Annotated in this window: 21 protein-coding genes; 2 read left to right on the top strand and 19 right to left on the bottom strand. The window is 46.1% G+C overall.

The window, feature by feature from the left end:
* Positions 1–2: 2 nt before the first annotated feature.
* The 15 genes from CKW00_RS09595 to CKW00_RS09525 form a co-directional block, all read right to left on the bottom strand.
* Positions 3–692 (bottom strand): YggS family pyridoxal phosphate-dependent enzyme, encoded by a 690-nt coding sequence (locus CKW00_RS09595; protein WP_198951630.1) that lies wholly within the window; start codon positions 690–692, stop codon positions 3–5.
* 14 nt (positions 693–706) lie between these two features.
* Entirely contained in the window at positions 707–1,501 is a 795-nt protein-coding gene (pgeF, locus tag CKW00_RS09590) for a peptidoglycan editing factor PgeF (RefSeq protein ID WP_095822391.1), read from the bottom strand.
* Positions 1,502–1,793: 292 nt separating this feature from the next.
* Positions 1,794–2,939, bottom strand: coding sequence for a cell division protein FtsZ (gene ftsZ / locus CKW00_RS09585; protein WP_095822390.1), 1,146 nt, complete (start codon positions 2,937–2,939; stop codon positions 1,794–1,796).
* 39 nt (positions 2,940–2,978) lie between these two features.
* Positions 2,979–4,313: a cell division protein FtsA gene (gene ftsA / locus CKW00_RS09580; RefSeq protein ID WP_095822389.1), complete on the bottom strand. Its 1,335-nt coding sequence runs from the start codon at positions 4,311–4,313 to the stop codon at positions 2,979–2,981.
* A gap of 172 nt (positions 4,314–4,485) precedes the next feature.
* Positions 4,486–5,319 (bottom strand): cell division protein FtsQ/DivIB, encoded by an 834-nt coding sequence (locus CKW00_RS09575; RefSeq protein ID WP_095822388.1) that lies wholly within the window; start codon positions 5,317–5,319, stop codon positions 4,486–4,488.
* A gap of 259 nt (positions 5,320–5,578) precedes the next feature.
* Positions 5,579–6,919, bottom strand: coding sequence for a UDP-N-acetylmuramoyl-L-alanine--D-glutamate ligase (murD, locus tag CKW00_RS09570; protein ID WP_095822387.1), 1,341 nt, complete (start codon positions 6,917–6,919; stop codon positions 5,579–5,581).
* Positions 6,916–7,902: a phospho-N-acetylmuramoyl-pentapeptide-transferase gene (gene mraY / locus CKW00_RS09565; protein ID WP_095822386.1), complete on the bottom strand. Its 987-nt coding sequence runs from the start codon at positions 7,900–7,902 to the stop codon at positions 6,916–6,918. Before mraY ends, murD begins: the two co-directional genes overlap by 4 nt.
* A gap of 36 nt (positions 7,903–7,938) precedes the next feature.
* Complete coding sequence (locus tag CKW00_RS09560) at positions 7,939–9,288, bottom strand: UDP-N-acetylmuramoyl-tripeptide--D-alanyl-D-alanine ligase (protein WP_095822385.1); 1,350 nt, start codon at positions 9,286–9,288, stop codon at positions 7,939–7,941.
* A gap of 1 nt (position 9,289) precedes the next feature.
* Positions 9,290–10,753 carry a UDP-N-acetylmuramoyl-L-alanyl-D-glutamate--2,6-diaminopimelate ligase gene (locus CKW00_RS09555; protein ID WP_095822384.1) on the bottom strand — a complete coding sequence of 488 codons (1,464 nt, stop codon included), beginning with the start codon at positions 10,751–10,753 and terminating at the stop codon, positions 9,290–9,292.
* A 145-nt stretch (positions 10,754–10,898) separates the two neighbouring features.
* Positions 10,899–13,040 carry a penicillin-binding protein gene (locus tag CKW00_RS09550; protein WP_095822383.1) on the bottom strand — a complete coding sequence of 714 codons (2,142 nt, stop codon included), beginning with the start codon at positions 13,038–13,040 and terminating at the stop codon, positions 10,899–10,901.
* Positions 13,041–13,059: 19 nt separating this feature from the next.
* A complete protein-coding gene (ftsL, locus tag CKW00_RS09545) occupies positions 13,060–13,428 on the bottom strand; it encodes a cell division protein FtsL (protein ID WP_095822382.1) in 369 nt (122 codons plus the stop codon).
* A complete protein-coding gene (rsmH, locus tag CKW00_RS09540) occupies positions 13,425–14,402 on the bottom strand; it encodes a 16S rRNA (cytosine(1402)-N(4))-methyltransferase RsmH (protein ID WP_095822381.1) in 978 nt (325 codons plus the stop codon). The genes ftsL and rsmH overlap by 4 nt, the downstream gene beginning before the upstream one ends.
* 21 nt (positions 14,403–14,423) lie before the next feature.
* On the bottom strand, positions 14,424–14,855 hold the full coding sequence (mraZ, locus tag CKW00_RS09535) for a division/cell wall cluster transcriptional repressor MraZ (protein WP_095822380.1): 432 nt from the start codon (positions 14,853–14,855) through the stop codon (positions 14,424–14,426).
* Positions 14,856–15,073: 218 nt separating this feature from the next.
* Positions 15,074–16,693: a bacillithiol biosynthesis cysteine-adding enzyme BshC gene (gene bshC / locus CKW00_RS09530; protein WP_158221305.1), complete on the bottom strand. Its 1,620-nt coding sequence runs from the start codon at positions 16,691–16,693 to the stop codon at positions 15,074–15,076.
* A gap of 133 nt (positions 16,694–16,826) precedes the next feature.
* The gene (locus tag CKW00_RS09525) at positions 16,827–17,210 is read right to left on the bottom strand and encodes a DUF3397 family protein (RefSeq protein ID WP_095822378.1); all 384 of its coding nucleotides are present in this window, start codon (positions 17,208–17,210) and stop codon (positions 16,827–16,829) included.
* 147 nt (positions 17,211–17,357) lie between these two features.
* On the opposite strand from CKW00_RS09525, the gene CKW00_RS09520 reads away from it, so the two are divergent.
* Positions 17,358–17,846, top strand: a complete 489-nt coding sequence (locus CKW00_RS09520) for an N-acetyltransferase (protein ID WP_008589736.1) — start codon at positions 17,358–17,360, stop codon at positions 17,844–17,846.
* Between the two features lie 60 nt (positions 17,847–17,906).
* Here CKW00_RS09520 and CKW00_RS09515 read toward each other — a convergent pair whose 3' ends face one another.
* From CKW00_RS09515 to CKW00_RS09505, 3 genes are all read right to left on the bottom strand, one after another.
* Positions 17,907–18,650 (bottom strand): enoyl-CoA hydratase/isomerase family protein, encoded by a 744-nt coding sequence (locus CKW00_RS09515; RefSeq protein WP_095822377.1) that lies wholly within the window; start codon positions 18,648–18,650, stop codon positions 17,907–17,909.
* A 125-nt stretch (positions 18,651–18,775) separates the two neighbouring features.
* Complete coding sequence (rpmF, locus tag CKW00_RS09510; RefSeq protein WP_095822376.1) at positions 18,776–18,949, bottom strand: 50S ribosomal protein L32; 174 nt, start codon at positions 18,947–18,949, stop codon at positions 18,776–18,778.
* A gap of 49 nt (positions 18,950–18,998) precedes the next feature.
* Positions 18,999–19,514 (bottom strand): YceD family protein, encoded by a 516-nt coding sequence (locus CKW00_RS09505; RefSeq protein WP_180962606.1) that lies wholly within the window; start codon positions 19,512–19,514, stop codon positions 18,999–19,001.
* A 143-nt stretch (positions 19,515–19,657) separates the two neighbouring features.
* Between CKW00_RS09505 and CKW00_RS09500 the strand changes: the two genes are divergently transcribed.
* A complete protein-coding gene (locus CKW00_RS09500; RefSeq protein WP_095822374.1) occupies positions 19,658–20,857 on the top strand; it encodes a nucleotidyltransferase in 1,200 nt (399 codons plus the stop codon).
* Between the two features lie 121 nt (positions 20,858–20,978).
* Here the strand turns inward: CKW00_RS09500 and CKW00_RS09495 are convergent, their stop codons facing one another.
* Complete coding sequence (locus CKW00_RS09495; RefSeq protein WP_095822373.1) at positions 20,979–21,995, bottom strand: SepM family pheromone-processing serine protease; 1,017 nt, start codon at positions 21,993–21,995, stop codon at positions 20,979–20,981.
* Positions 21,996–22,034 lie beyond the last annotated feature (39 nt).

Here is a 22,034-nt window from a genome sequence, read left to right as displayed (position 1 = left end):
GATCACTCACCTCCATAAGTTTCGTTGCCTACAAGACTTGTACCGATCCGTATGTGGGTGGCCCCTTCTTCGATTGCGACAGTGTAATCGTTACTCATCCCCATGGAAAGATATTCACAGGGGGCGTGCGCCATATTCTCATTCCTCACCTTGTCCCGGAGGGCGCGTAACTGTCTGAATATTGCCCGCAGTTTTTCTTCATCTTCTATATGAGGGGCCATGGTCATGAGTCCGACCACTCTCACTTTCGGATAATCTTCAAGCATTCGTATGAATGGAAGAACGTCTTCCGTTTCCAACCCGTGCTTCGAATCTTCCCCACTGATATTCACCTGAACGAAACAGGACACAGCAGTCTCTGCACGTTTATCGATTTCCTTAGCTAAAGACTTGCGATCCAGAGAATGGAGGACATCCATCTGGCCTATCACGTCTTTCACTTTCCTGGACTGAAGCGAGCCGATAAAGTGCCACCTGGCCTCGTCCCCGATCCGGGAATACTTTTCAAGAAAACCTTCTTTCCGATTCTCTCCAAGATTTACAATCCCCGCCTCAATCGCCTCTCTGGCTCTTTCCGTGCTTACGTACTTTGTTACTGCTATCGTTGTCACTTCGGCCGGGTCCCGTTCAACTTTAGAACAGGCCCGTTCGATAGAATCTTTAATAACGGCTGCATTTTCTTTTACGTTCACTGTCATTGCTCCTTTCAACAGCGAGACTTGACAATATACCCGAGCATTCTCCCTGTATTGCCCCGATCCCGGCGATGTGAAAAAAACAGCTCCTCATCTGAATATGTACAATGATCGGTGCTGTACACTCTGTCTTCGCCAAGACCATGCTTTAAAGCGATCAGTCTGTTCATCCGTTTCAGATCGAAATTCCATGTATTCGTATCTACAAACTGAAGTACCTCATCCCTGTATTTCTCCGAGACCTGTTGAGCAACATGATTATCCACAACATAGTTACTTTTGGAGATGCAAGGACCAATCACCATCTCTATCGATTCCCTGTCAGCCCCTTCCGTAACCAGAGCTTCAATCATTTCTCCCGCCATGTGACTCACTGTCCCTTTCCAGCCGGCATGAGCAAGTCCAATCCAGCCGGTCTGTTCATCGCTGAAATAGAGCGGAACACAGTCAGCGTAAAAACCGGCGAGAAGTGTGTTTTCATCTTTCGTAATCAACCCGTCTGCTCCCTGCACGGCTGATTCCAGATCTTTTACACCTTTTGCCCGGTCCTCTGCGGTCACCACCTGTACTTTCGTACCGTGTACCTGCTCCGGAAAAACCCATCTTTCCAAAGGTATATCTATCTCTTCCGCCACTAATTCCCGGTTTTTGATCACGCGTTCCGGGTCATCACCAATATGCAGACCAAGATTCAGCGACCCCCCGGGGTAAGGGGAGTATCCGCCTTTACGTTTTGTGAAACCGGCGAACACTTCCGGGCTCTTCCAGTTACATGTCAGTAATTTCTTTGATGACGAAACGAACATAACGCAACACCTCTATTGATCCCATTTTACCACATGTCAGCCATGTATGCTTTACCAACGCCAATATTCCCTTCAGGATTCTGTAACCCGTAAAAAATGATATTCCAATTTATCCTCCATGAAAGTCAAAGGTAAGAGTTTTATATTATTCTATAACTTATTCCCTATTTCACTTGAATATATGTCATATTCCTGAAGGTTTACAAATACACCGGCATTCGGTCACATTAACTGATGTTCCCCGGTATTAAGAAAAAACTTCCGCCCTTAAAGGGGCGGAAGTCAGGATTTATTATCTTCTTCTGTTTCTGTTACGAAGGAAGGTCGGTATATCCAGTGTATCTTCTTCCTGAGACGGCTGCTCTTCATTCTGAGGTTCTCTCGTCTCACGTCTCGGAGATTCCTCTCTGTGACGGGGCTCGGATGATGTCTGCTGTTGATTGATGTTACGCTGTCTCGGCTTGTTCTGCCCTTCTTTCATTTGAGCTTCATCAAAACCGGTAGCAATCACCGTAACTACGATTTCATCCTTAAGGTTTTCGTTGATCACAGATCCGAAGATAACGTTAACTTCCTGATCAGCTGCAGAAGTAACAATATCCGCTGCTTCCTGAACTTCATACAGGCTGAGGTTCGTCCCTCCGCTGATGTTCATCAGTACCCCGTGGGCACCATCGATGGAAGTTTCCAGAAGTGGAGAGGAAATAGCTTTTTTGGCTGCTTCTGCAGCTCTGTCTTCTCCAGTAGCAATACCAATCCCCATTAACGCGGACCCTTTGTCCACCATGATCGTTTTCACATCAGCAAAGTCGACGTTAATCAGTCCAGGTACCGCAATGAGATCCGAAATACCCTGTACACCCTGACGAAGTACGTTATCTGCTTCACGGAACGCTTCGAGCATAGGGGTATTCTTGTCCACAATTTCAAGCAGTCTGTCGTTCGGAATGACGATAAGTGTATCGACACTCCCTTTGAAACTGTCGATTCCTCCGGTTGCCTGCGTCGAACGTTTTCTTCCTTCGAAACTGAACGGTCTCGTCACAACACCGACAGTAAGAGCTCCGACTTCTTTAGATACCTGAGCTATGACTGGTGCTGCTCCGGTACCTGTTCCTCCGCCCATTCCGGCGGTAACGAATACCATGTCAGCCCCCTGCAGCGCTTCTTCGAGCTGTTCCTTGCTTTCTTCTGCTGCTTTTCTTCCTACTTCAGGGTTTGCTCCTGCGCCAAGACCTCGGGTCAACTTGTTGCCTATCTGCATTTTCACTTCTGCTTTCGACATATTCAGAGCCTGAGCATCCGTGTTTACTGCGATGAACTCAACACCCTGAACCCCATGTTCTATCATACGGTTGACAGCGTTTGAACCACCGCCCCCAACTCCAATGACTTTAATGGTTGCTAACTGATCCATGCTCGTATCAAAATCTAACATCATTCGTTCCTCCTAACCGACTTATCACATTCTTTTATTTTAATCAAAAAATGCTTTAATGAATTTTGAAAAACCTGTTTCTTCTTTTTCTTTTGATGATTGTTGCTTTTGTGTTTGGGATTTCTGTTTTGGTTTTTGAGCTTTCGGCTGTTTCGGTGCAGTTTTAGCAGGTTCCCCTATATTCTGCACACTCGGGAAGATATCTTTCCCCTGTATTTTCGCATTGCGGTAAGCAAATTGCAAGGTGCCGACCCCACTTGTATATTTAGGATCACGTACGCCCAGGTAATCAGGAACGGCAAGTCTTAAATTTGCACTGAAAACGTCATGAGCCAGCTCGAGGACTCCCGGCATGTTCATGGATCCTCCTGTAAGCACAAAACCGCCCGGAAGATCCTGGACTCCCATGCGCTGTAATTCTTTTGCCACCATAACATATACTTCTTCCATTCTGGCTTCAATCATATCAGAGATATCCACCTGATTGTAAGTTTCCTGCTGGTTGCTTCCGATGATGTTCACTGAAAATGTCTCCTGCTCGTTCGCATCCTCATAAAACGCATGGCCATGTTCCACTTTGATACTTTCAGCTTCTTCTGTGGAGGTCCGCAGGCCTACTGACAAATCTTTAGTAATATTGTCGCCTCCCACGGGGATCATAGCTGTGCCGAAAAGGTGTCCTTCTTTGAACACCGAGATGGTCGTAGATCCTCCTCCTACATCCATAAGCGCTACCCCGAGGTGTTTCTCATCCTCCGACAGTGCAGCGGTGCCCGTTGCCAGAGGCTGGAGACATACATCAATCACCTCTAGCCCGGCTCTTTCTACGCAGCGCAGTGTATTATGCAATACTGTTTTAGTGCACGTGATGATCGTCCCTTCCATCTCGAGCCGGACGCCTATCATCCCCCGTGGATCCGTTATTTCGTCCTGTCCATCCACGATGAATTCTTTCGGGATGACATCTATGATTTCTCTCTCCGGCGGCACCGAGACGACCTGGGCAGCGTCTATGACCCTGGCGATGTCTTCGTCTTCGATTTCACGGTCTTCACTCGACACGGCGACGACTCCGTGACAGTTTTGCAACTGTACGTGGTTGCCGTTCACTCCTACGACTACGCGGTCGATTTTCATATCCACCATACGTTCGGCCTGATCCACTGCAGAATGGATAGACTGGACAGTCTTGTCAATATCTACAATGGCACCTTTTTTCATTCCGAGAGAAGGAGCCGTTCCTACCCCTATTACGTTCAGGGAATCATTGGCTACCTCCCCGATTATTGCTTTTATCTCGCTCGTGCCTACATCCAGGCTCACGAGTATTTCTTTTTCATTATTCAATCTGGCGCACCTCCTGTAAACGACCATAAAAAATATTCCATCCAGTATAAGGATAACATTTTTCAGAACCGGTTGATTTAATCAACTGTAATGAATAATTTCTTTTTAAATACTGCTTTTATTCAACTGCCCGGTGTGTTCACTGTCTTAGTATAAAGCCACATCCGGTATTTCACTGGTTTACAACTTCGGCAGAACGTCAGCCTTCTTCTTCCCGCTCCTGCGGACTTTCTTCTGACGGGATATTTCCTTGTTCCTCTTCCGTCTCCAGTTGTTCTTTGTCACCACTGGCGTATGACTCAAAGTACGTCCCTACACCGACATGGATAACCCCTTCCGCATCCGGATCCAATTGGGAAACGATGGAAGGGTAACTGGGCATTTTTTCGGAAAACTCCCGGACGGAGGCTATCACCGTGTACCCGTCACTCATGTACAACCGTACTCTGTCCCGCTCCTCTTCGTCCATCCAGTGGATTTCGGAAATTAAGTTCGAAACACTGGCGGGTAAGGAATTCAGTTCTTTAGCCAATTTCGTTAAATGTTCATTGTCCGGGAAGCCGTAGAAGATAGGAGCATCTCCTCCCGGGTTTTCGACGAGGGCGTCCCCGAGTATCGTTCCGTCCTCAAGAATCGGAGCAAACTGTTCCTCCACCTTAACGTAGGCGGTTCTGCGTTTCTCTTCCAGTGAAATTTCGATACCTCCGGTCAGGGTACGTCTGACTTCCGTACTGCTGACCTCCGGAAGCCCTTTTATTTTATCGGAAACAGCTGCCGGATCTATTCCCCATAAATTACTCGTCCCGGTTATACCACTAACTTCTTTGACTTCACTCTTAGTCAGGTCTTCATCCCCTTTGACTTCTACATACCTTACGTGACTAAGTGGAGATTGAAGATATATTACAATCCCTATCAGCAGAGAGAGGAGAATCAGGTAAAAAATCAGCTGGCGGGCAGCTTTCTTTTTTCTTCGTTCTTTCAACTGAGGCATGCGCTCTTCAATTGAAACGACATTCTTTTCTTTCTTCATCTCAGGCTCTCCTTATGTACGTACAGGTATAACGCCTGAACGGTACAGTTGCAATCCCTTTTATTGTATCACACATAAAAGCTTCTACGTAGTCGATAATTGAAGGAAAATCAAAAAAATTAGACTATTGTTTCGGTCCGTGTCTTCCTGCGGCCATGCCGTTTAAAAACCCGGGGCAGAAGATGCCGAAAATGAAAGAGACCTTCTTCAACAAAACCCCATTCCCTGAAGAGGAGGTGGGGCCTGTTGCATTTCATATTCAGAGGTTGTTCACAGCTTCTACAAATTTATTACCCCGTTCCTCAAAGGTACGATACTGATCCCAGCTCGCACACGCCGGAGAGAGCAGAATGACATCTTTTTCTTCTGAATTCCGGTATGCCATAACCACAGCCTCTTCCATGGAATCCACCGGAGTACAGGGGATGTTCAGCTCCCCGGCCACTTCTTCAAGTTTGGCACTTGTTTCCCCGAACACAACTAAATGTTTCACGTTGTTAAGGTAAGGGGCGAGTCCGTCAAAAGAGTTTCCGCGATCCAGCCCTCCGGCCAGTAATATGACAGGGTTTTCGAACGCTTCAAGCGCATAACTCGTAGCCCGGATATTCGTAGCCTTGGAGTCGTTATAGAAATAGCGCTCCTTTTTCTCCTCTACATACTGCAGGCGATGTTCCACCCCCTGAAAGCTGTAAAGAACTGCCTGAATAGCCTCGTTGGTAACCCCTGCGCTCTTACAGGCTGCAACAGCAGCCAGACAATTTTGCAGGTTATGTTCCCCGACAAGTACGATTTTCTTTCGTTCTGCGACAATCTCCCCGTCGAAATATACATGGTTCCCATCGGCGCTCGCTCCACGATCGTTCTCCTCCACCGTAAAAGGCACCGCTGCAGCCACAGATTTTTCACGGAAGGTGGAAACGACGATGTCATCTTTGTTGAATATAAAAGAATCTTCTTCCAATTGATTTTTCATGATCCTAGACTTGGCTTCGATGTAGTTCTCTCTTGTTTTATGATAATCCAGGTGGCTGTCGAAAATATTAAGCCACACAGCTGTATGGAGACGTAATTTGTCTATACCGAGAAGCTGAAAAGACGAAAGTTCAATAACCATCGTGTCCTCCGCCCCCGTCTTTCGTGCCACCTCACACGCTACGTCGCCGATGTTTCCTGCGACTTGCACATTTTTCCCGTCTTCTTCAAGCATGCGATGCACCAGCGTGGTCGTAGTCGTTTTACCATTCGATCCCGTAATGCCTATAATGGGACCGTCATGCAGATAAGTTACCAGTTCCACTTCCGTAATGACAGGGATATTACGTCTGGAAGCTTCCATGATCATTTCATTTTCATATGGGATGCCCGGATTTTTTATGACGACCTCTCTATCCTCAAGGAGTTCGAAAGGATGGCTTCCTGTTATTAACGGGATACCAGCATCTTCGAGTTTCACAGCCTGTTCGCCTGTGGAATCCGCGTTCAGGTCATTGACTTTCACGTCGATACCACTGGTATGCAGGAGGTCCGCAGCTGCAAATCCGCTTTTGGCAAGACCTACCACCAAAGCTTTTTTATAAGGAAAACCTTTTAAGTGTTTCATCCTGCCATCACCTCCATCGATAGTCCGAGAGCAGCAAAAAGCAACCCGGCTATCCAGAAAGCAGTCACTACCTTCCACTCAGACCAGCCTTTCAGTTCATAATGGTGATGAAGAGGGCTCATCCGGAACACTCTTTTACCGGTAAGTTTGAAAGAAGCTACCTGGATAATTACAGATAGGGTCTCCAGTACAAACACCCCTCCGACAATAACGAGCAGAAGTTCCATTTTCAAAATTATGGCGATCATAGCTATCGCAGCTCCGAGAGCAAGAGACCCCGTGTCCCCCATAAAAACTTTTGCGGGATGAGCGTTAAACATAAGGAAGCCAAGAAGCGCCCCTACAATCGAAATGGAGAAAAGAGCAGTTTCCACGTCCCCGGCGACTACCCACGCTAAAATGGCAAAAGCACCAAAAGCGATAGACGCTGTACCTGCGAGCAGTCCATCGAGCCCGTCAGTCAAATTAACAGCATTGGAGCCCCCGACGAGCATCAGGAGAAGCAGAATACCGTAACCTGCCCCTAAATCGACTGACAGATCAGTCGCAGGGATGCCGATTGTCGTACTGAAATCCCCCGTCAGGAGAATAATATAAACTACTGCAGCGATCACCAGCTGCATAAGCATTTTCTGTTTTGAAGTCAGTCCCAGGTTTCTTTTCAGAGCCACTTTAATGTAATCATCAAGAAAACCTATAAGTCCGTATCCCAGGAGAACAATTAAAAGAAGGGCCGTTTTCCTCCCTATCCCGTCTCCGAGTATGAACGGAAGAAACAGAAGGGTCGTGATTGCGACTGCAAACAGTACCATGACCCCTCCCATGGTCGGCGTTCCGCTTTTTTTCTGGTGGGAAGAAGGGCCTTCTTCCCGGATTTCCTGGCCGAATTTCAATCTTCTTAAAAAAGGGATGACGACCGGAAAAAGGGCTACTGTAATTAGAAAAGCTATCCCGGCTGTCATCAGTAATAATAAATCGTTCATTTTCTGAATATCCTCCTTAAACCTTCGCGACCGGCACTACTCATTTGTTATGGATTGCACAATCCGTTCCAGTTTCATCCCTCTGGAAGCTTTAATGAGTACAATACTGTCTTCAGTCATCAATTCTTTCAGTTGCCCGGCAAGAAGTTCCGGGTCTTTGAAATGCCGGGTTGTAATGGATGAAAATTTGCCTGCTACTTTATCGCTGATAACTTTCGAGTCTCCGCCAATGGTAAATACTGCATTGATCTGAGGATTGATCGCCTCGGCCACTTGAGCGTGTAGTTCATTGGAATGCATACCGAGCTCGAACATGTCACCGAGCACCAGAATTTTATGTTTCTTCGTATTGTACATCCGTACAAATTCGATTACAGCCTTCATGGATGTAGGGGAGGCGTTGTAAGTATCATTGAAGACGTGGGCACCGTTCAGCCCCGTAAGTTTTTCCAGTCGCATGCCGGTCATGGATAACCGGCTCAAACCGAGCTGGATTTCTTCCCTGTCCATTCCCATTTTCTGCGCAAGTGTCACTACATATAAAGCGTTCTTAACATTATGCTTCCCTACTAAAGGCACTTCGTATTGTTCTTCATTCACCTCAAAACGGCTTCCTTCGTCATGCAGGAAGATACCTTTCGCTCTCTGGTCGACGTGGTCCCTGAATCCGCAGGCGGTCCCTTTCACTCCACGAAGTAAAGGTTCATCTCCATCAAAAATAAGACTGCTGCCCTCATGGAAACCTTTTGTAATTTCCATTTTTGCTTCTGCGATATTTTGCCTGCTGCCAAGCTGCTCAATATGAGACTCCCCGATATTGGTGATAATCGCGTAATCAGGACGGGCAATATGACTCAGCACTTCGATTTCTCCAGCATTGTTCATCCCCATCTCGATCACAGCGACTTCAGTATCCTCCGGCATGGAAAAAATAGTGAGCGGAACCCCGATATGGTTATTCAGATTCCCTTCCGTATGATGGGTTTTGAACTTCTGGGCAAGTACAGAAGCGGCAATATCCTTAGTTGTCGTTTTGCCGTTCGACCCTGTAACGGCCACTACGGCAGGTCCGACCTTCCGGATATAGTTTTGCGCAAGAGTCTGCATCGCTTTTACAGTATCCTCGACGAAGAAAACAGGGAAGTTTTCCGGTACATCTTCCGGGAGTTCTTTCCCTTTTTCCCAAAGTGTCGCCACCGCGCCGTTTTCGACAGCTTTATTCAAAAAAGAATGAGCATCAAAATTTTCTCCGGCTATCGGAATGAAAAGGCTCTGCTTCTGTGGAGCCCTCGTATCAGTCATAACGTGCTCTATGGCTGAATCATTCCCGGTTGCCCCTCTGTAATTCTCAAAAATAGAGGTAAGTGCTTCAGTCGTTGTTATCATATTACATCCTCCCTTGTTTAACGGATTGTTCGGCTATTTTACGATCATCGAAATCTATTTTCTCCCCGTTGATTTCCTGGTATGTTTCATGGCCTTTTCCGGCGATAAGAAGAATATCCTTACTCCGGCAGGATGTAACGGCTCTTCTTATCGCTTCTTTGCGGTCAGTGATCCGCCGGTATTCTCCGGAGAGGTGGTCAGTCATATCGTTCAATATCGATTCGGGATCTTCGGATCTTGGATTATCCGAAGTGAAGTAAACGTCGTCTGCAAACGTCATAGCTATGTCTGCCATTGCAGGACGTTTCCCTGTATCTCTCTCTCCGCCGCAACCGATGACTACGCGGAGCTTACCTTCGCATACGCCTTTCAACGTCTTCAGAACATTCTCAAGAGAATCGGGAGTATGAGCGTAATCGACTACAATGCCGTAGGATTGTCCTGCAGATACAGGTTCCAGTCTCCCCGGAACTCCTTTTGTCCTGGAGAAAGCGGAAGCTATCGTTTCAAGACCTACCCCCCGGGCAATAGCTGCCCCTGCCGTAGCAAGCATATTATACACACTGAATGTTCCAATCAGGCTGCTTGAAACTTCCACATTACCAGCCGGGGTGACCATTGTAAACGATATTCCCGTTTCGCTCGTACGAATGTCCTGTGCATGAATGTCTCCCTCTTCCAGCCCGTATGTCAATACCGGCTGTGCTGAAGATTTGATCAGGATGTCCGCAGCAGCATCATCCCTGTTAATTACGGCAAACTTCTTTTTCCCGTCATCGTAGTGATTGCCGAGCTGGGAAAAAAGCAGGGACTTGGCCCGCAGGTAGTCATCCATATCTTTGTGATAGTCCAGATGATCCTGGCTGAGATTAGTAAAGACAGCGACATCGAAATCAAGGCCGTACACCCTCCCCTGGTCGAGGGCATGAGAGGATACTTCCATCATTGCCACATCGACGTCTTCCTCCGTCATTTTGTGAAAAAAGCGATTGAGGCTGACCGCGTCCGGAGTAGTGTTTGATACATCATACGTCTGTTCGCTGATTTTAGTCTGAATTGTACCGATTACTCCGGTGGACTTCCGATCCTCGGTAAAGATCTCATCGAGCAGGTAGGTAACAGTCGTTTTTCCGTTTGTTCCGGTAACTCCTATCAAATCCAGTCCTGATGTCGGGTCGGAATAAAAACAGGAAGCTATCTGAGCCATGGCCCTCTTCGTATCCGATACCACTATGAGCGGAGTGTCTTCAAGTTCCGTATATTCCATCGCTACTATCGCGGCTGCGCCCTGCTCGATAGCCTTAAATATATATTGATGTCCGTCTGTTTTGAACCCTCTGATACATATGAACAGATCTCCAGGCCCCACTTCCCGGGAGTCCATAGTTACTCCAGTTATTGTTACGTCGCTTTCGCCATACTTTCTGTAAAAAGAAAGACTGGCGATCAGTTCATTTAACTTCATCCCATTCATCCTAACTTTCTTAGTAGAATACACATTCCTGTATATTATATCAAAAACCTATGTACTTTTGGGTCAAAAAAACATCCGCCTTTAAAGCGGATGTTTTTATCTTAATCGTTCTGTTCATAAAAACGCAAACGTGACGTCATCCTTCCTCGGGAGGTTCCAGTTGTACTTCCACCTGTTTAACCTTCGTCAAATCGGAACCTTCTTCGATACTTTGTTCCTTAATGTAGCCGTTCCCTTTCATCTCAAGAGGGATATCGAAGTAATCGGTCAATCGCTGCGCTTCCCTCTGGGACCAGCCTTCCATATCAGGCATTTCCGGTTGGCCTGTAATAACGAAAATATGCTCGCTGCTCACAACATCTTTTTCGCTTTCAGGCAGAACCGCTTCTACTCTGGTGCCTTCCCCTATAACAGTAACTTCTTTAAAACCGCTCAACGCGGTCTTCGCCTTCTCGACAGAAACTCCCTGTAGGTCAGGTATATCCATCATTTTCACTTTTGATTTCTCCTTCTGTTCCGGAGAGATATTAAGATAGTGAAGACTGTTTTGCATTACTGTTTTAAATACGTGAGATACAGCATCCGAACCGACTTCGGAATTCTCAAGCTGAGGCTGGCGGACTGCTACATACATGACCAGTTCAGGGTCATCGGCAGGAGCCATGCCGAGAAATGAGAATGTATAATTATTTCTGCCGGAAAGATATCCACCTTCGGATATGTTGGCTGTACCTGTTTTTCCGGCTACTTTGAAATCCTCCAGCGCAAAAGGTTTGCCGGTCCCTTTTTCATCACTGACCACTTTACGAAGCAGTTTCCTCATTTTTTGTGCCGTTTCTTCAGAGAGCGGCTTTCCAAGTACGGAAGGTTCGTTTTCTGTGATTTTATCACTGGAGTTCGCTTCCCTGATCGAATCAAAAACATAGGGCTTCATCATTTTGCCGTCATTCGCGATGGCTGTTGCTGCTGTCAGCAGCTGCATCGGGGTCATCGTCGACCCCTGGCCATAAGCTGTGGTCACTGTTTCGATGGGACGGTCGTTCAGAATAGTACCCGTCTTCTCTCCCGGCAGATCGATGCCGGTTTTTGCATTGAGGTTGAATTTGCTGATATATTTTTCGAAACGATCCGGCCCGAGCTTTTCGTAACCCAGCTTCGCCGCCGCGACGTTGGAGGATCTGATGAGTCCTTCATCATATGAGATTGGCCCCCAACCGGTTCTGTTGTGATCGGAAATCGTGGAACCGTCTACGGAATACGCTCCGGACTTGAATTTTTCGGAGCCGTCGTAAACCCCTGCTTCCATGGCAGCAGCCCATGTAAACATCTTCATGGTCGAGCCTACTTCAAACGGGTAGGCAATCATATCGTTGTACCAATTCTCCACGTTGCTTCTGTCATTGGGATCATAGGCGGGGCGATTCCCCATAGCCAGAATTTCCCCTGTATCAGGGTCCATTACACCCGCCATTATCTTATTAGGTTCATACTCCTCTTCCACTTCCGTAAGAGCGTCTTCGAGGAATGTCTGGATTTTCTGGTCTATCGTCAGATACACATCTTCTCCGTCCTCCGGAGGATGCAGTACTTCTTCCGGATTCAAAAGTTCCGTACCGTATTTATCACGTTTGTAGGAGATTTTACCGTCTTCCCCTTCCAGGTATTTTTCCATGGACTTCTCTACTCCGGTTACACCCTCTACTCCTTCGTCCGTAGACTTGGCAAACCCGAGTACGTGCGAAGCAAAAGTACCATTCGGATAATACCTCTCCGTTTCCTCAGCAAACGTTACGCCGGAAACAGATTTCTCTTTTAAAGCTTCTTCTATCACTTCTTTATCATCTTTTGCAATATCCCGGCCTTTGCTTCCGAATTCCACCTGAAATTTCCCGCTTTTTTTAGCTTCTTTAATACGCTTTACTACTTCTTCTTTTTCCAGATTCAAATATCCGGATACCACTTCCCCCACTTCTTCAGGGGACGTTACGTGTTTAGGTTCGGGAAGATTTTCGGAATAGGAAGGGTCTACGATCGCCTGCAGGCGATAGGTAGGTCGATCATAAGCGAGAACCATCCCGTTTTTGCCGTAGATTTCCCCCCGTTCCGAAGGAAGAGTATAGGAACTTGTTCTTTTTTTCTCGGCCCATTTTTCTAAATCGACTCCCTGAACACTACCGGTAGTCTGTATGTAAAGAAACCTTCCTGCTATCAGAAGGAAGGCGATACTGAAAATGATCAGGAGTAGAGAAGCGCCACGTGACGTGTTTCTGTGCTTCATGATGCGAGCCTCCTGAGTGTTATTTCGAAGAAACGGCAGTTGCCTGTTTCACCTGGGACTGTTCAATATCCAGTCCGTGTTTTTTAGCAACATTCAGAATTCTCTCCGGATTTCTGAGTTGCTCTACATCGTAAGTTAAAGAATTATTTACAGACTGCTGCTGTTCAACTTTCCCTTCAAGGGTTTCAATATCTCTGTTAAGCGTATCTGTAGCACTCGAAAAACTGATTACGTAGGCACAAGCGCACAACACTGTCCCGCTGATAATGGAATAAAGGTATTTTTCACCCTTGCTTATCCATTTATTCTTTTTTACTCTGACTTTCACCTGTCTTTTTGCAGGTTCTCTTTCGGGCTGATGATAAGGTTTTATTTTTTCTATACTCACGTCATTTTCCACCCTTTCTCAAAGTGAAATTCTTCTGACCAGGGCCTCACTTTTTCAACTACTCTCAACTTAGCCGAGCGCGACCTGCGGTTTTCTTCCAGTTCTTCTTCTACTGCTTCTATCGGTTTTCTCGTAATCAAAGTGAAAGGAGGCTGTTTCTCCTCCGGAATGACAGGAAAATTTTTAGGAAGAGGAGGTATTGTACTCCAATGTTTGAATGCCTGTTTGCAAATTCGGTCCTCCAGGGAATGAAAGGTGATAACTGCTATCCTTCCCTCGAGAGATATGTATCGTGCTGCCTGATCAAGCGAGGAAAGAAAAGCCCCCAGTTCATCATTTACAGCAATACGTATAGCCTGAAACACACGCTTGGCAGGATGACCGCCTTTTCTGCGGGCCGCTGCCGGTATACCTTCTTTAATCAATTCAACCAATTCTCCCGTAGAAGTTACAGGTGCTTTTTCTCTTTGTTTCTCTATTTTTCGGGCTATCTGTTTCGAAAATTTTTCTTCCCCATATCTGAAAAATATGCGTACAAGGTCTTCATAAGCCCACTCGTTAATCACTTCATACGCACTGATGGTATCAGCCTGATTCATGCGCATATCAAGCGGGGCGTCCTGCTGATAACTGAATCCCCGTTCTTTTACGTCCAGCTGCGGGCTTGATACCCCAAGATCGTAAAGGATGCCGTCCACTTCTTCTACTCCCCGCGCCTGAAGCTCTTCTTCCAGATGCCGGAAATTCGAAGGTATGAATGTAATGCTGGATGCATAGTCAGCAAGGTAATCTCTCGCAGATTCCATTGCGTTTACATCCTGATCGAACACGTAAAGATGACCGCTCGTCAACTGTCTGGCAATCTCCTTACTGTGACCTCCACCCCCGAGTGTGCAGTCAACGTACACCCCGTCAGGCCGGATATTCAATTTTTCAATCGTCTCTGTCTTTAATACGCTGTAATGGTCAAACATGCACTCACTCGTTTCTGTTATTCATAAATCAAGATCCAGCAAATTTTCGGAAAAGGATTCTAATGATTGGCGCGATTCTTCCATATAGCTGTCCCACTTATCTTCTGCCCACACTTCCAGTCTCGTGGAGACGCCGACGATCACGCATGCCTTTTCAAGGTCAGCATGCTCTCTGAGCGGCAGCGGGATATGAATACGCCCCTGATTATCCAGGGTGCTTTCCATGGCGCCCGATAAGAAAAACCGCGTGAAGGCCCGGGCATCTTTTTTAGTCAGGGGGAGGGATTGTAATTTCCTCTCAAGTTTCTCCCACTCTTCAGGAGGATAAATGAACAGGCAATTATCCAGTCCTCGTGTAACTACAAAGGACTCGCCCAGGGAATCCCGTAATCTGCTCGGGATTATTAAACGTCCTTTGGAATCCATATTATGTCGATGTTCCCCCATCAGCATATAGATGACCCCACCTTCTTTATTTAGCGTACCACACTACACCACTTTGTACCACAGTAAACTAACGGAAAACGAAAAAAATCTTTCAATAGAATTAATTCCTTTTCATCCTTCGAACGTTTAAAGAAAACAGCATAGTAAAAAGGACAAAAAAAACTCCCGGAGCAAGTATCGCCGAATACTGGCGACATACTCCGGGAGTCGTTTCCCATATACGCTTAACTGTAAATCAAATAATGCTGCTGCCGGAAGTCCCATTCATATTCCGGAATCTTCGAAAAGAAATCCCAGCCGAATTCATTGAGGAACGGCAGCGGGTTCCATATCCTCTCCTGAAGCCCGCCTTTAGGCCGGATTACATCTTCCAGACGACTATAAAAAGCAAGGGTGTTCTCATATTTTTTGAGATGTTCTTTGGATATACGGTCTCCCATATCGTCGATAAGCGACTCCATATATTCGAGGTTTTTCTCCGCATAACCTAAGACATCGGGTCCCGTCCTTTCCGCTTCCCTGCGGAAGGGGGCGTGGAGACGCGAGATCTGCTCTTTCATTTCTCTCTTCATTTCCTCCAGGGGAACTTCGGAGTGGGATGAGAGGAAATTCATCTTCTCCTCACTTAATCCGTTACGCAGAACCTCATAAAGATCGATACCTTCCGTTCTTGCCCTGTTTTTGATACTGTTGCTGATAAAGGTGAAACTGAGTCTTGGAAGCGTCGGAGGCATCTTTATCGATAACTCCGAGAAGGCAGGTTTCAGCACCGACCAGTAGCTTATTTCTCCCGGTCCTCCTATAAAGCCTAGACAGGGAAGCAGCAGATCCTGCATCAGCGGGCGTGTGACGACATTGTTACTCAGCCTTTCGGGCGTTTCCTCGGCTATCATCAATAATTCATCCTCACTGAATTCCACTTCTCCCTGCTTACCAACAAAACGGGACCCTTCCCGCATAAGAAGAACACGCTGCTTTCCATCGTGGTAGAACAGATGGGCATCACTTACTTCTGCATCTATAGTAACAGGGTAGCCCTGCCTTTTATTTTCCTGTTCCTTTGCATATACTCCCGAAGCTATAGCTTCATTATGCTCGATCATCTGGATAAAATAGTCGCTTTCAAGCTTTCGTATGGAAGGAGCGTGAGCGTCCAGTACGATCAGCCCCTGATGTTTGAAAAGGCTGGTGAGGAGTCTCGCAAAAAAGTCTGAATACGTTCTGGCTCCCTCGAGGGCATGATGAACGTGCCGGTAGACATCCTTCGTATGCATAGACTCGGGAAGATGTCTGAAACACGCTTTTACGAATTCGTTTGCAGCTTCACTGTCCAAATCGACGTCGGAAACTGAAGTTTTTCCATCTGTCGCCTGGGATATCTTTTGTTTTTTCAGACCATCCTGTTCAAGATAAACATGATTGATTTCTTCAAAGTCGTGATCTTCTCCTGCCATCCAGAATACCGGGAGCACTGGTTTACCAAGCATTTTTTCTTTCTGTTTAGCCGCCTCAATGACCGAAATAGCTTTATTGACGGTATACATGGGGCCCATAAGCAAACCAGCCTGCTGGCCGGCGATCATCACTGTAGAATCTTTCTCGTACAAACGCTCAATATGGGCTAACGTTTCAGCTCCCGCTCCGTAATATTCGTTCATTTTTTTCAGGATTTCCACTGTTTCCTCTCTTTTGAACTCTCGGTTTTGAAGTTCATGTAACCGCTCCTCCCATGCACGTTCCACGAAAGGGGAGTAATCGAATTTATTAGCCAATTTCTCGAAATTGTAACGGTAGTCTTTCATCAAAGTATTCGTTTCTCCGAACTGTACCGGATCTATTCTCATCACACATTCTCCTTTATACGCACCTATGTATCTTACATCCTCATAACATTGTACATAATAATCAACCGGCATTCATCTAATCTGTTTACATACGCGGAACGTAAGTAAGCAGCAATTAAAATCAGGTCAAATTTTAAACGTTCAGCACTCCTGCAGTAACTGTACTTAGCAAAAGCATAATATATAGTATGACAAATACAAAGAAAGTAAGTCTCAGAAAACTGGTGAGAGTTTTACGTAACTTCATTTCACCAGCTGTCCTGTACTGAATATACAGTGAAATACCGACCAGGACGAGCAACGCGACGATGACCCAGCCTGTATTGTTCCCTCCAAGCAGCAGGTTCATAAGTTCGCGCACAGCAAAAACCAGAAAAGGAGTACTTATATATACGGCTCCCCGCAGCGCTTTTCCTTTACTTGCCGTCCACTTCAAAAACCACATATACAACACAACGAAGATTATAGGGGTTATTATTATAAGCAGCCACGAGACCGAAGGGTCGTTTTCAGGCATCTATCCCACCTTCTTCCTGCATTTTTCAAACTCTATTGTAGCAAACTTGTAACAGATATAGCAGGTAAAAGTAATCCATTTGATTCTGAAAATTTTTATACTATAATGTAATTGGAAGCAAGATTGCCGAAAGGAGCGTCACGGTCGATGAGTATCAGTACAGAAGTGCAGCCTTTACTAATCAACTATAAAACACTCGAGGAGTTCAAACGTTTCAAAGAGTATGGTCTTCAGGAACTTACTATGCTCGAAGATTTACAGAGTAACATCGTGGAAAATAACAGCGAATCTCCGTTTTTCGGTATTTATATCGGTAATGCCATGATTGCAAGAATGAGTCTCTATAGAATTTCCGCTAAATACGATAATTATTTCAATCCTCCTCAGGATTATCTCGAACTATGGAAACTGGAAGTACTTAAAGACTATCAGGGCAAAGGTTACGGAAAACAGCTGGTGGACTTCGCCAAAAGCTATCATTTGCCTATTAAAACGAATCCGCGCATTAACTCCCATGGATTCTGGGAACGTCTCGGCTTCCAGAAAGCTACTTATAACATGGAGAGAGACCGCGGGGAGAACCCCCTCTTATGGCTGCCTGAGGGAGTGGACGAGCAACCGAAAGAAGACAGCTGATATCCACGAAAGAGCCGTTCCTATGAACGGCTCTTTTTTAAGCGATTAGCCGGCGGGCTTTTATTTATTTTTGCGGCTGAAAAACGCATTCACTGCTTTTTTGTGAGCTTCTGATGGCCATAAAGCCGCTGACTGCCGGGTTTCCTCTTCCATTTTTCTATAAAGTACAGAAGTGTCTATATTTTCCATAAGCTGCTTTTTCCAGAACCTGAGCTGTTCCCTGGAACGAGTGGTGAATATACCGAGATCCAGTTCGTTTGCCATCCCCTGGAGCCACCCGAGCTGCTTCGCTTCTTCTGCGTCAATAACCTCACTTGCAGTCAACCAGTGAAAAGCCTGGACCGGAGAAATTCTTTCATAAAGAAGCGCTCCGCCTCCCCATCCAGGTACGATACCAAGTTTTCCCTGCACAAAGCCGAACCTGCTTCCTTCTTTTCCTATTCGTATATCACATGCGGTAGCAAGTTCGCATCCCCCTCCCCGCGCTTCTCCATTCAAATAAGCGAGGGTCGGCACCGGCAGCGTCGCTATTTCATAAAGCAATTCCTTCATCGGAGAAAGAACCGTATACGCTTCCTCTTCCGATAAATCTCCATGCAGCTCTTTCAGATCTCCCCCCGAACAAAAGGCACGTTCTCCTCTGGAGGTGAGTACAAGTGCTTTCACCTGTTCATTCGCTTTAATTTCTTCAGTAATCTGCCTGAGTTCCATCGTCATTTGTCTGCTGACTGCATTTCTTTTATCTTCCCGGTTCAACGTAACAACAGCCACGTACTGTTCATAAGTGACATATACCGTTTCCACTGCATCCACTCCCCTTGGTGAGATTAAAAGCCTCTGCTTTCATTTTACATCTTTTCCTGCACATGAAAAGGTCAGCGAACAAGACAAAAAAGCATAAAAAAAAGCCTGCGGTCACAGGCTTTCCTTTATGCTTCGACTACTTGCTTGCCATTGTACTGGCCGCAAGAGCTGCACACACGGTGTGGCTTAGTCAGCTCTCCGCAATTTTGACATGCCACCAATTTAGGAGCACTCAATTTTTTATGCGTACGACGTTGATTTTTCACCTTTTTGGACGTTCTGCGCTTAGGTACTGCCATTGCTGTCCACCTCCTTTATAAGTAAAGAGAAGAGCGGTCGATGCCCTCTCTATTTCTCTTTTTCATCTAATAATGATTCCAGTTTAGCTAATCGAGGATCTATTTTGCTTTCAGATTCCGGTTTCTCGTCCACGACTTCCCAGCCTTCTCCTTCTTGCGGAGGGACGACGTCAGGATCATCCGAAAAGACACGATAGGGAACCTCCAATAGCACATTCTCCTTTATATAAGGAGTCAAGTCAAGCAGTTCTCCATGCAGCGGGTGTACTTCCGACTCATCCTCTTCCTCATAATAAGGAGAAAGGTTGAAGTATTCCGTAGCCTGGATGTTGAATACGAAAGGAACATCCACCAGCGTTCTGGCGCAAGGAAGAATCATATCTCCTTCAATGGTCATCGATACTGATATGTTTTCCCCTTTCATTTCTGCCTGACCGGTTACCGAAACAGGAGAAATTTCCCGGATATCATTTTTGGCATCCTCCAGAGAGGAAAGGTCCACATCCCCTTCAAAATGATAAGGGTTGTCCCCTGCCTGTTTTACTTTTTGTATTGGAAATTTCACGGTCATCACCTCATGACAACAAGAGTAATTTTAAAACCAAATAAACGTTTTGTCAACATTTTTTCTTTACACCATCGCTTATCTTTATCTAATGTTAAGATAGAAAGGAAAGGAATGCAAATATAGCAGGAAAGGAAGATCCTATGCAAGCTTCAGGTATTATCGTGGAATACAACCCGTTCCATCTCGGCCATGACTTCCATGTAACACAGGCGAGGAAAGAAACCGGTGCTGACTGTATCATCGCTGTCATGAGCGGACCTTTTCTCCAGCGTGGAGAGCCGGCTATAATGGATAAATGGGAAAGAGCGAGATCCGCCCTTCTGCAGTCCGTGGACTTGGTGGTTGAACTGCCTCATTTGTTTGCGGTTCAGCACGGGGACTATTTCAGCAAAGGGGCTGTGGAGACCCTGGACAGGTTGAACGTCTCTTCCATCTGCTTCGGAAGTGAAGAGGGGAACATTGCTCCTTTCATCAATTCCCACAATAAATGGGAACATAACCGGGAGAACTTCGACGAACATTTAACCGCTTTTCTGGATGAGGGCATCTCCTTTCCGGAAGCATCACGTCTTGCTTACCGGGCTGTCGGCGTCGATGAACTTGATCTATCACAGCCCAACAACATTCTCGGTTACAGCTACGTAAAAGCAATAAAGCGATTTGCTCCTCATATAAAACCGGAGACGATTTCGCGAATTGAGAGCGAATATCACGATGAAATGATCAAAGGGAAAATTTCCAGCGCTACAAGCATCCGCAGGGAAATCCACAAACAGGGGGAAATCACGGAAGGAGTCAGACAGGCTCTTCCGGATTCTACAGTACAATCCCTCCATAATTACATAAAAAACAAAGGGAAGTTTCACCAGTTCGAAGACTATTTCCCCCTCATTCAGCACCTGCTGTGGACAACCTCCCCCGAAGAATTAAGGCAGATTCACGGAGTCGAAGAAGGGCTGGAGCACCGCCTGTTATCAAGCATCAACAATAGCAGTTCGTTCCAGGAAATGATGGAGTCCGTCAAAACGAAAAGATACACCTGGACGAGACTGCAGCGCATATTCGTTCATTTAATAACAAACACAAGAAAAAAAGACAGCTACCTTCTGAACGAACCTGTACCATACGTCCGGGTACTGGGTATGAATAAACGGGGGAGACAATACCTTTCCGAACAGAAAAAAAATATAGAAGTTCCATTAGTGACTCAACTTAAACAGATCGATCATCCGCTCTTCGACATTGACCTGAAAGCTCAAAGGACCTACCTTTACCCTCTTTCGGGAAAGCAAAGAGTAGAAAGTTACCACCGGGAAAAACTCCCCCCTTTATTCATTTAAACTCCGAATATACTATCTTAAACATGTTCGATAAAATACCGGCTCTTCCGGAGCTCCTTCATTACGGAAACCCGGAGGGGCCGGTGAAAACTGAACAGACTTTTAAACGACGTAAAGCTTATTATTTATTCTTCTTCAAATAGTCAACCGCTTCCTGGAACGTATCCACCGGAACGATTTTCATATCTGTACCGATGTCTTCGGCAGTCTGTGCGGCTATTTTATAGTTGGAGTCCTCAGCCCCACCTTCATTAGGTGCAAAGAAAACAGAAGCCCCTTCTTCATCAGCTGCGACTACCTTTTTGTCGATACCACCGATTTTCCCGACTTCACCGTCATAATTTATTTCTCCTGTACCGGCTATTTCTTTGCCGGATGTTAAATCATATTCTGTCAACTGGTCGTAAATCTCAAGTGAAAACATCAGTCCGGCACTCGGTCCGCCAATTTCTCCGCTTTCAACATTTACTTCCGGGTCCACCTCTACAGATCGATCGGTTACAAGAGATATACCTATCCCCACTTTCTCTTCATTATCGGGGAAAGGTGCCAGTTCGACTTCCCTTGTCAGGGTCCCTTTCTCTCTCTCGATGAGAAGTGAGACGCTTTCCCCGGCTTTTTTGTCTTCCACGTAGTTAATAAGATCACTGGACTCTTTCACTTCCTGACCGTCAACTTTCACTATACGATCACCGGACTGCAGACGATCTGCGGCTGGCATACCTTTGACCAGCTGCATCACATAGACACCGTCATACTGGATATCGATCTGCTTCCCGGCTGCTTCGTATGCCACCACCTGTGCTGCTTCCTGGGAGGTCTCCATCATCTGCAGCTGAGCGTGGAAGTATTCCTGTTCGGACACGCCCTCCGGCCTGACTTCCTCGAGCGGCATCAACTCATAATAGGGTCTGAATTGAGCAAGCAGCCACTGAACTGCAGTCGCCTGGCCTCCACGGATTGTAACCAGATGCATATCGCCTTCACTTGCGTACCCTCCATCCACTTCAATAACCGGGTCAAGGGCCTCGGCGGTGCCGGGCTTGTAAACGTAGTATGGTAACTGATAGGAAAATAACACAGCAGTTATCAGTGCAGTAATAACAATAGCTATAATCGTTTTTCTGTTCGGACTCATACCCTTACTCCTTCCTTACCTGTACAGAACGTCTGAAGC

It is taken from the genome of Salimicrobium humidisoli (genome assembly GCF_002295105.1).
In the GTDB taxonomy this organism is placed as follows: domain Bacteria; phylum Bacillota; class Bacilli; order Bacillales; family Halobacillaceae; genus Salimicrobium; species Salimicrobium humidisoli.
This window is presented reverse-complemented; position numbering and strand designations above follow the sequence as displayed.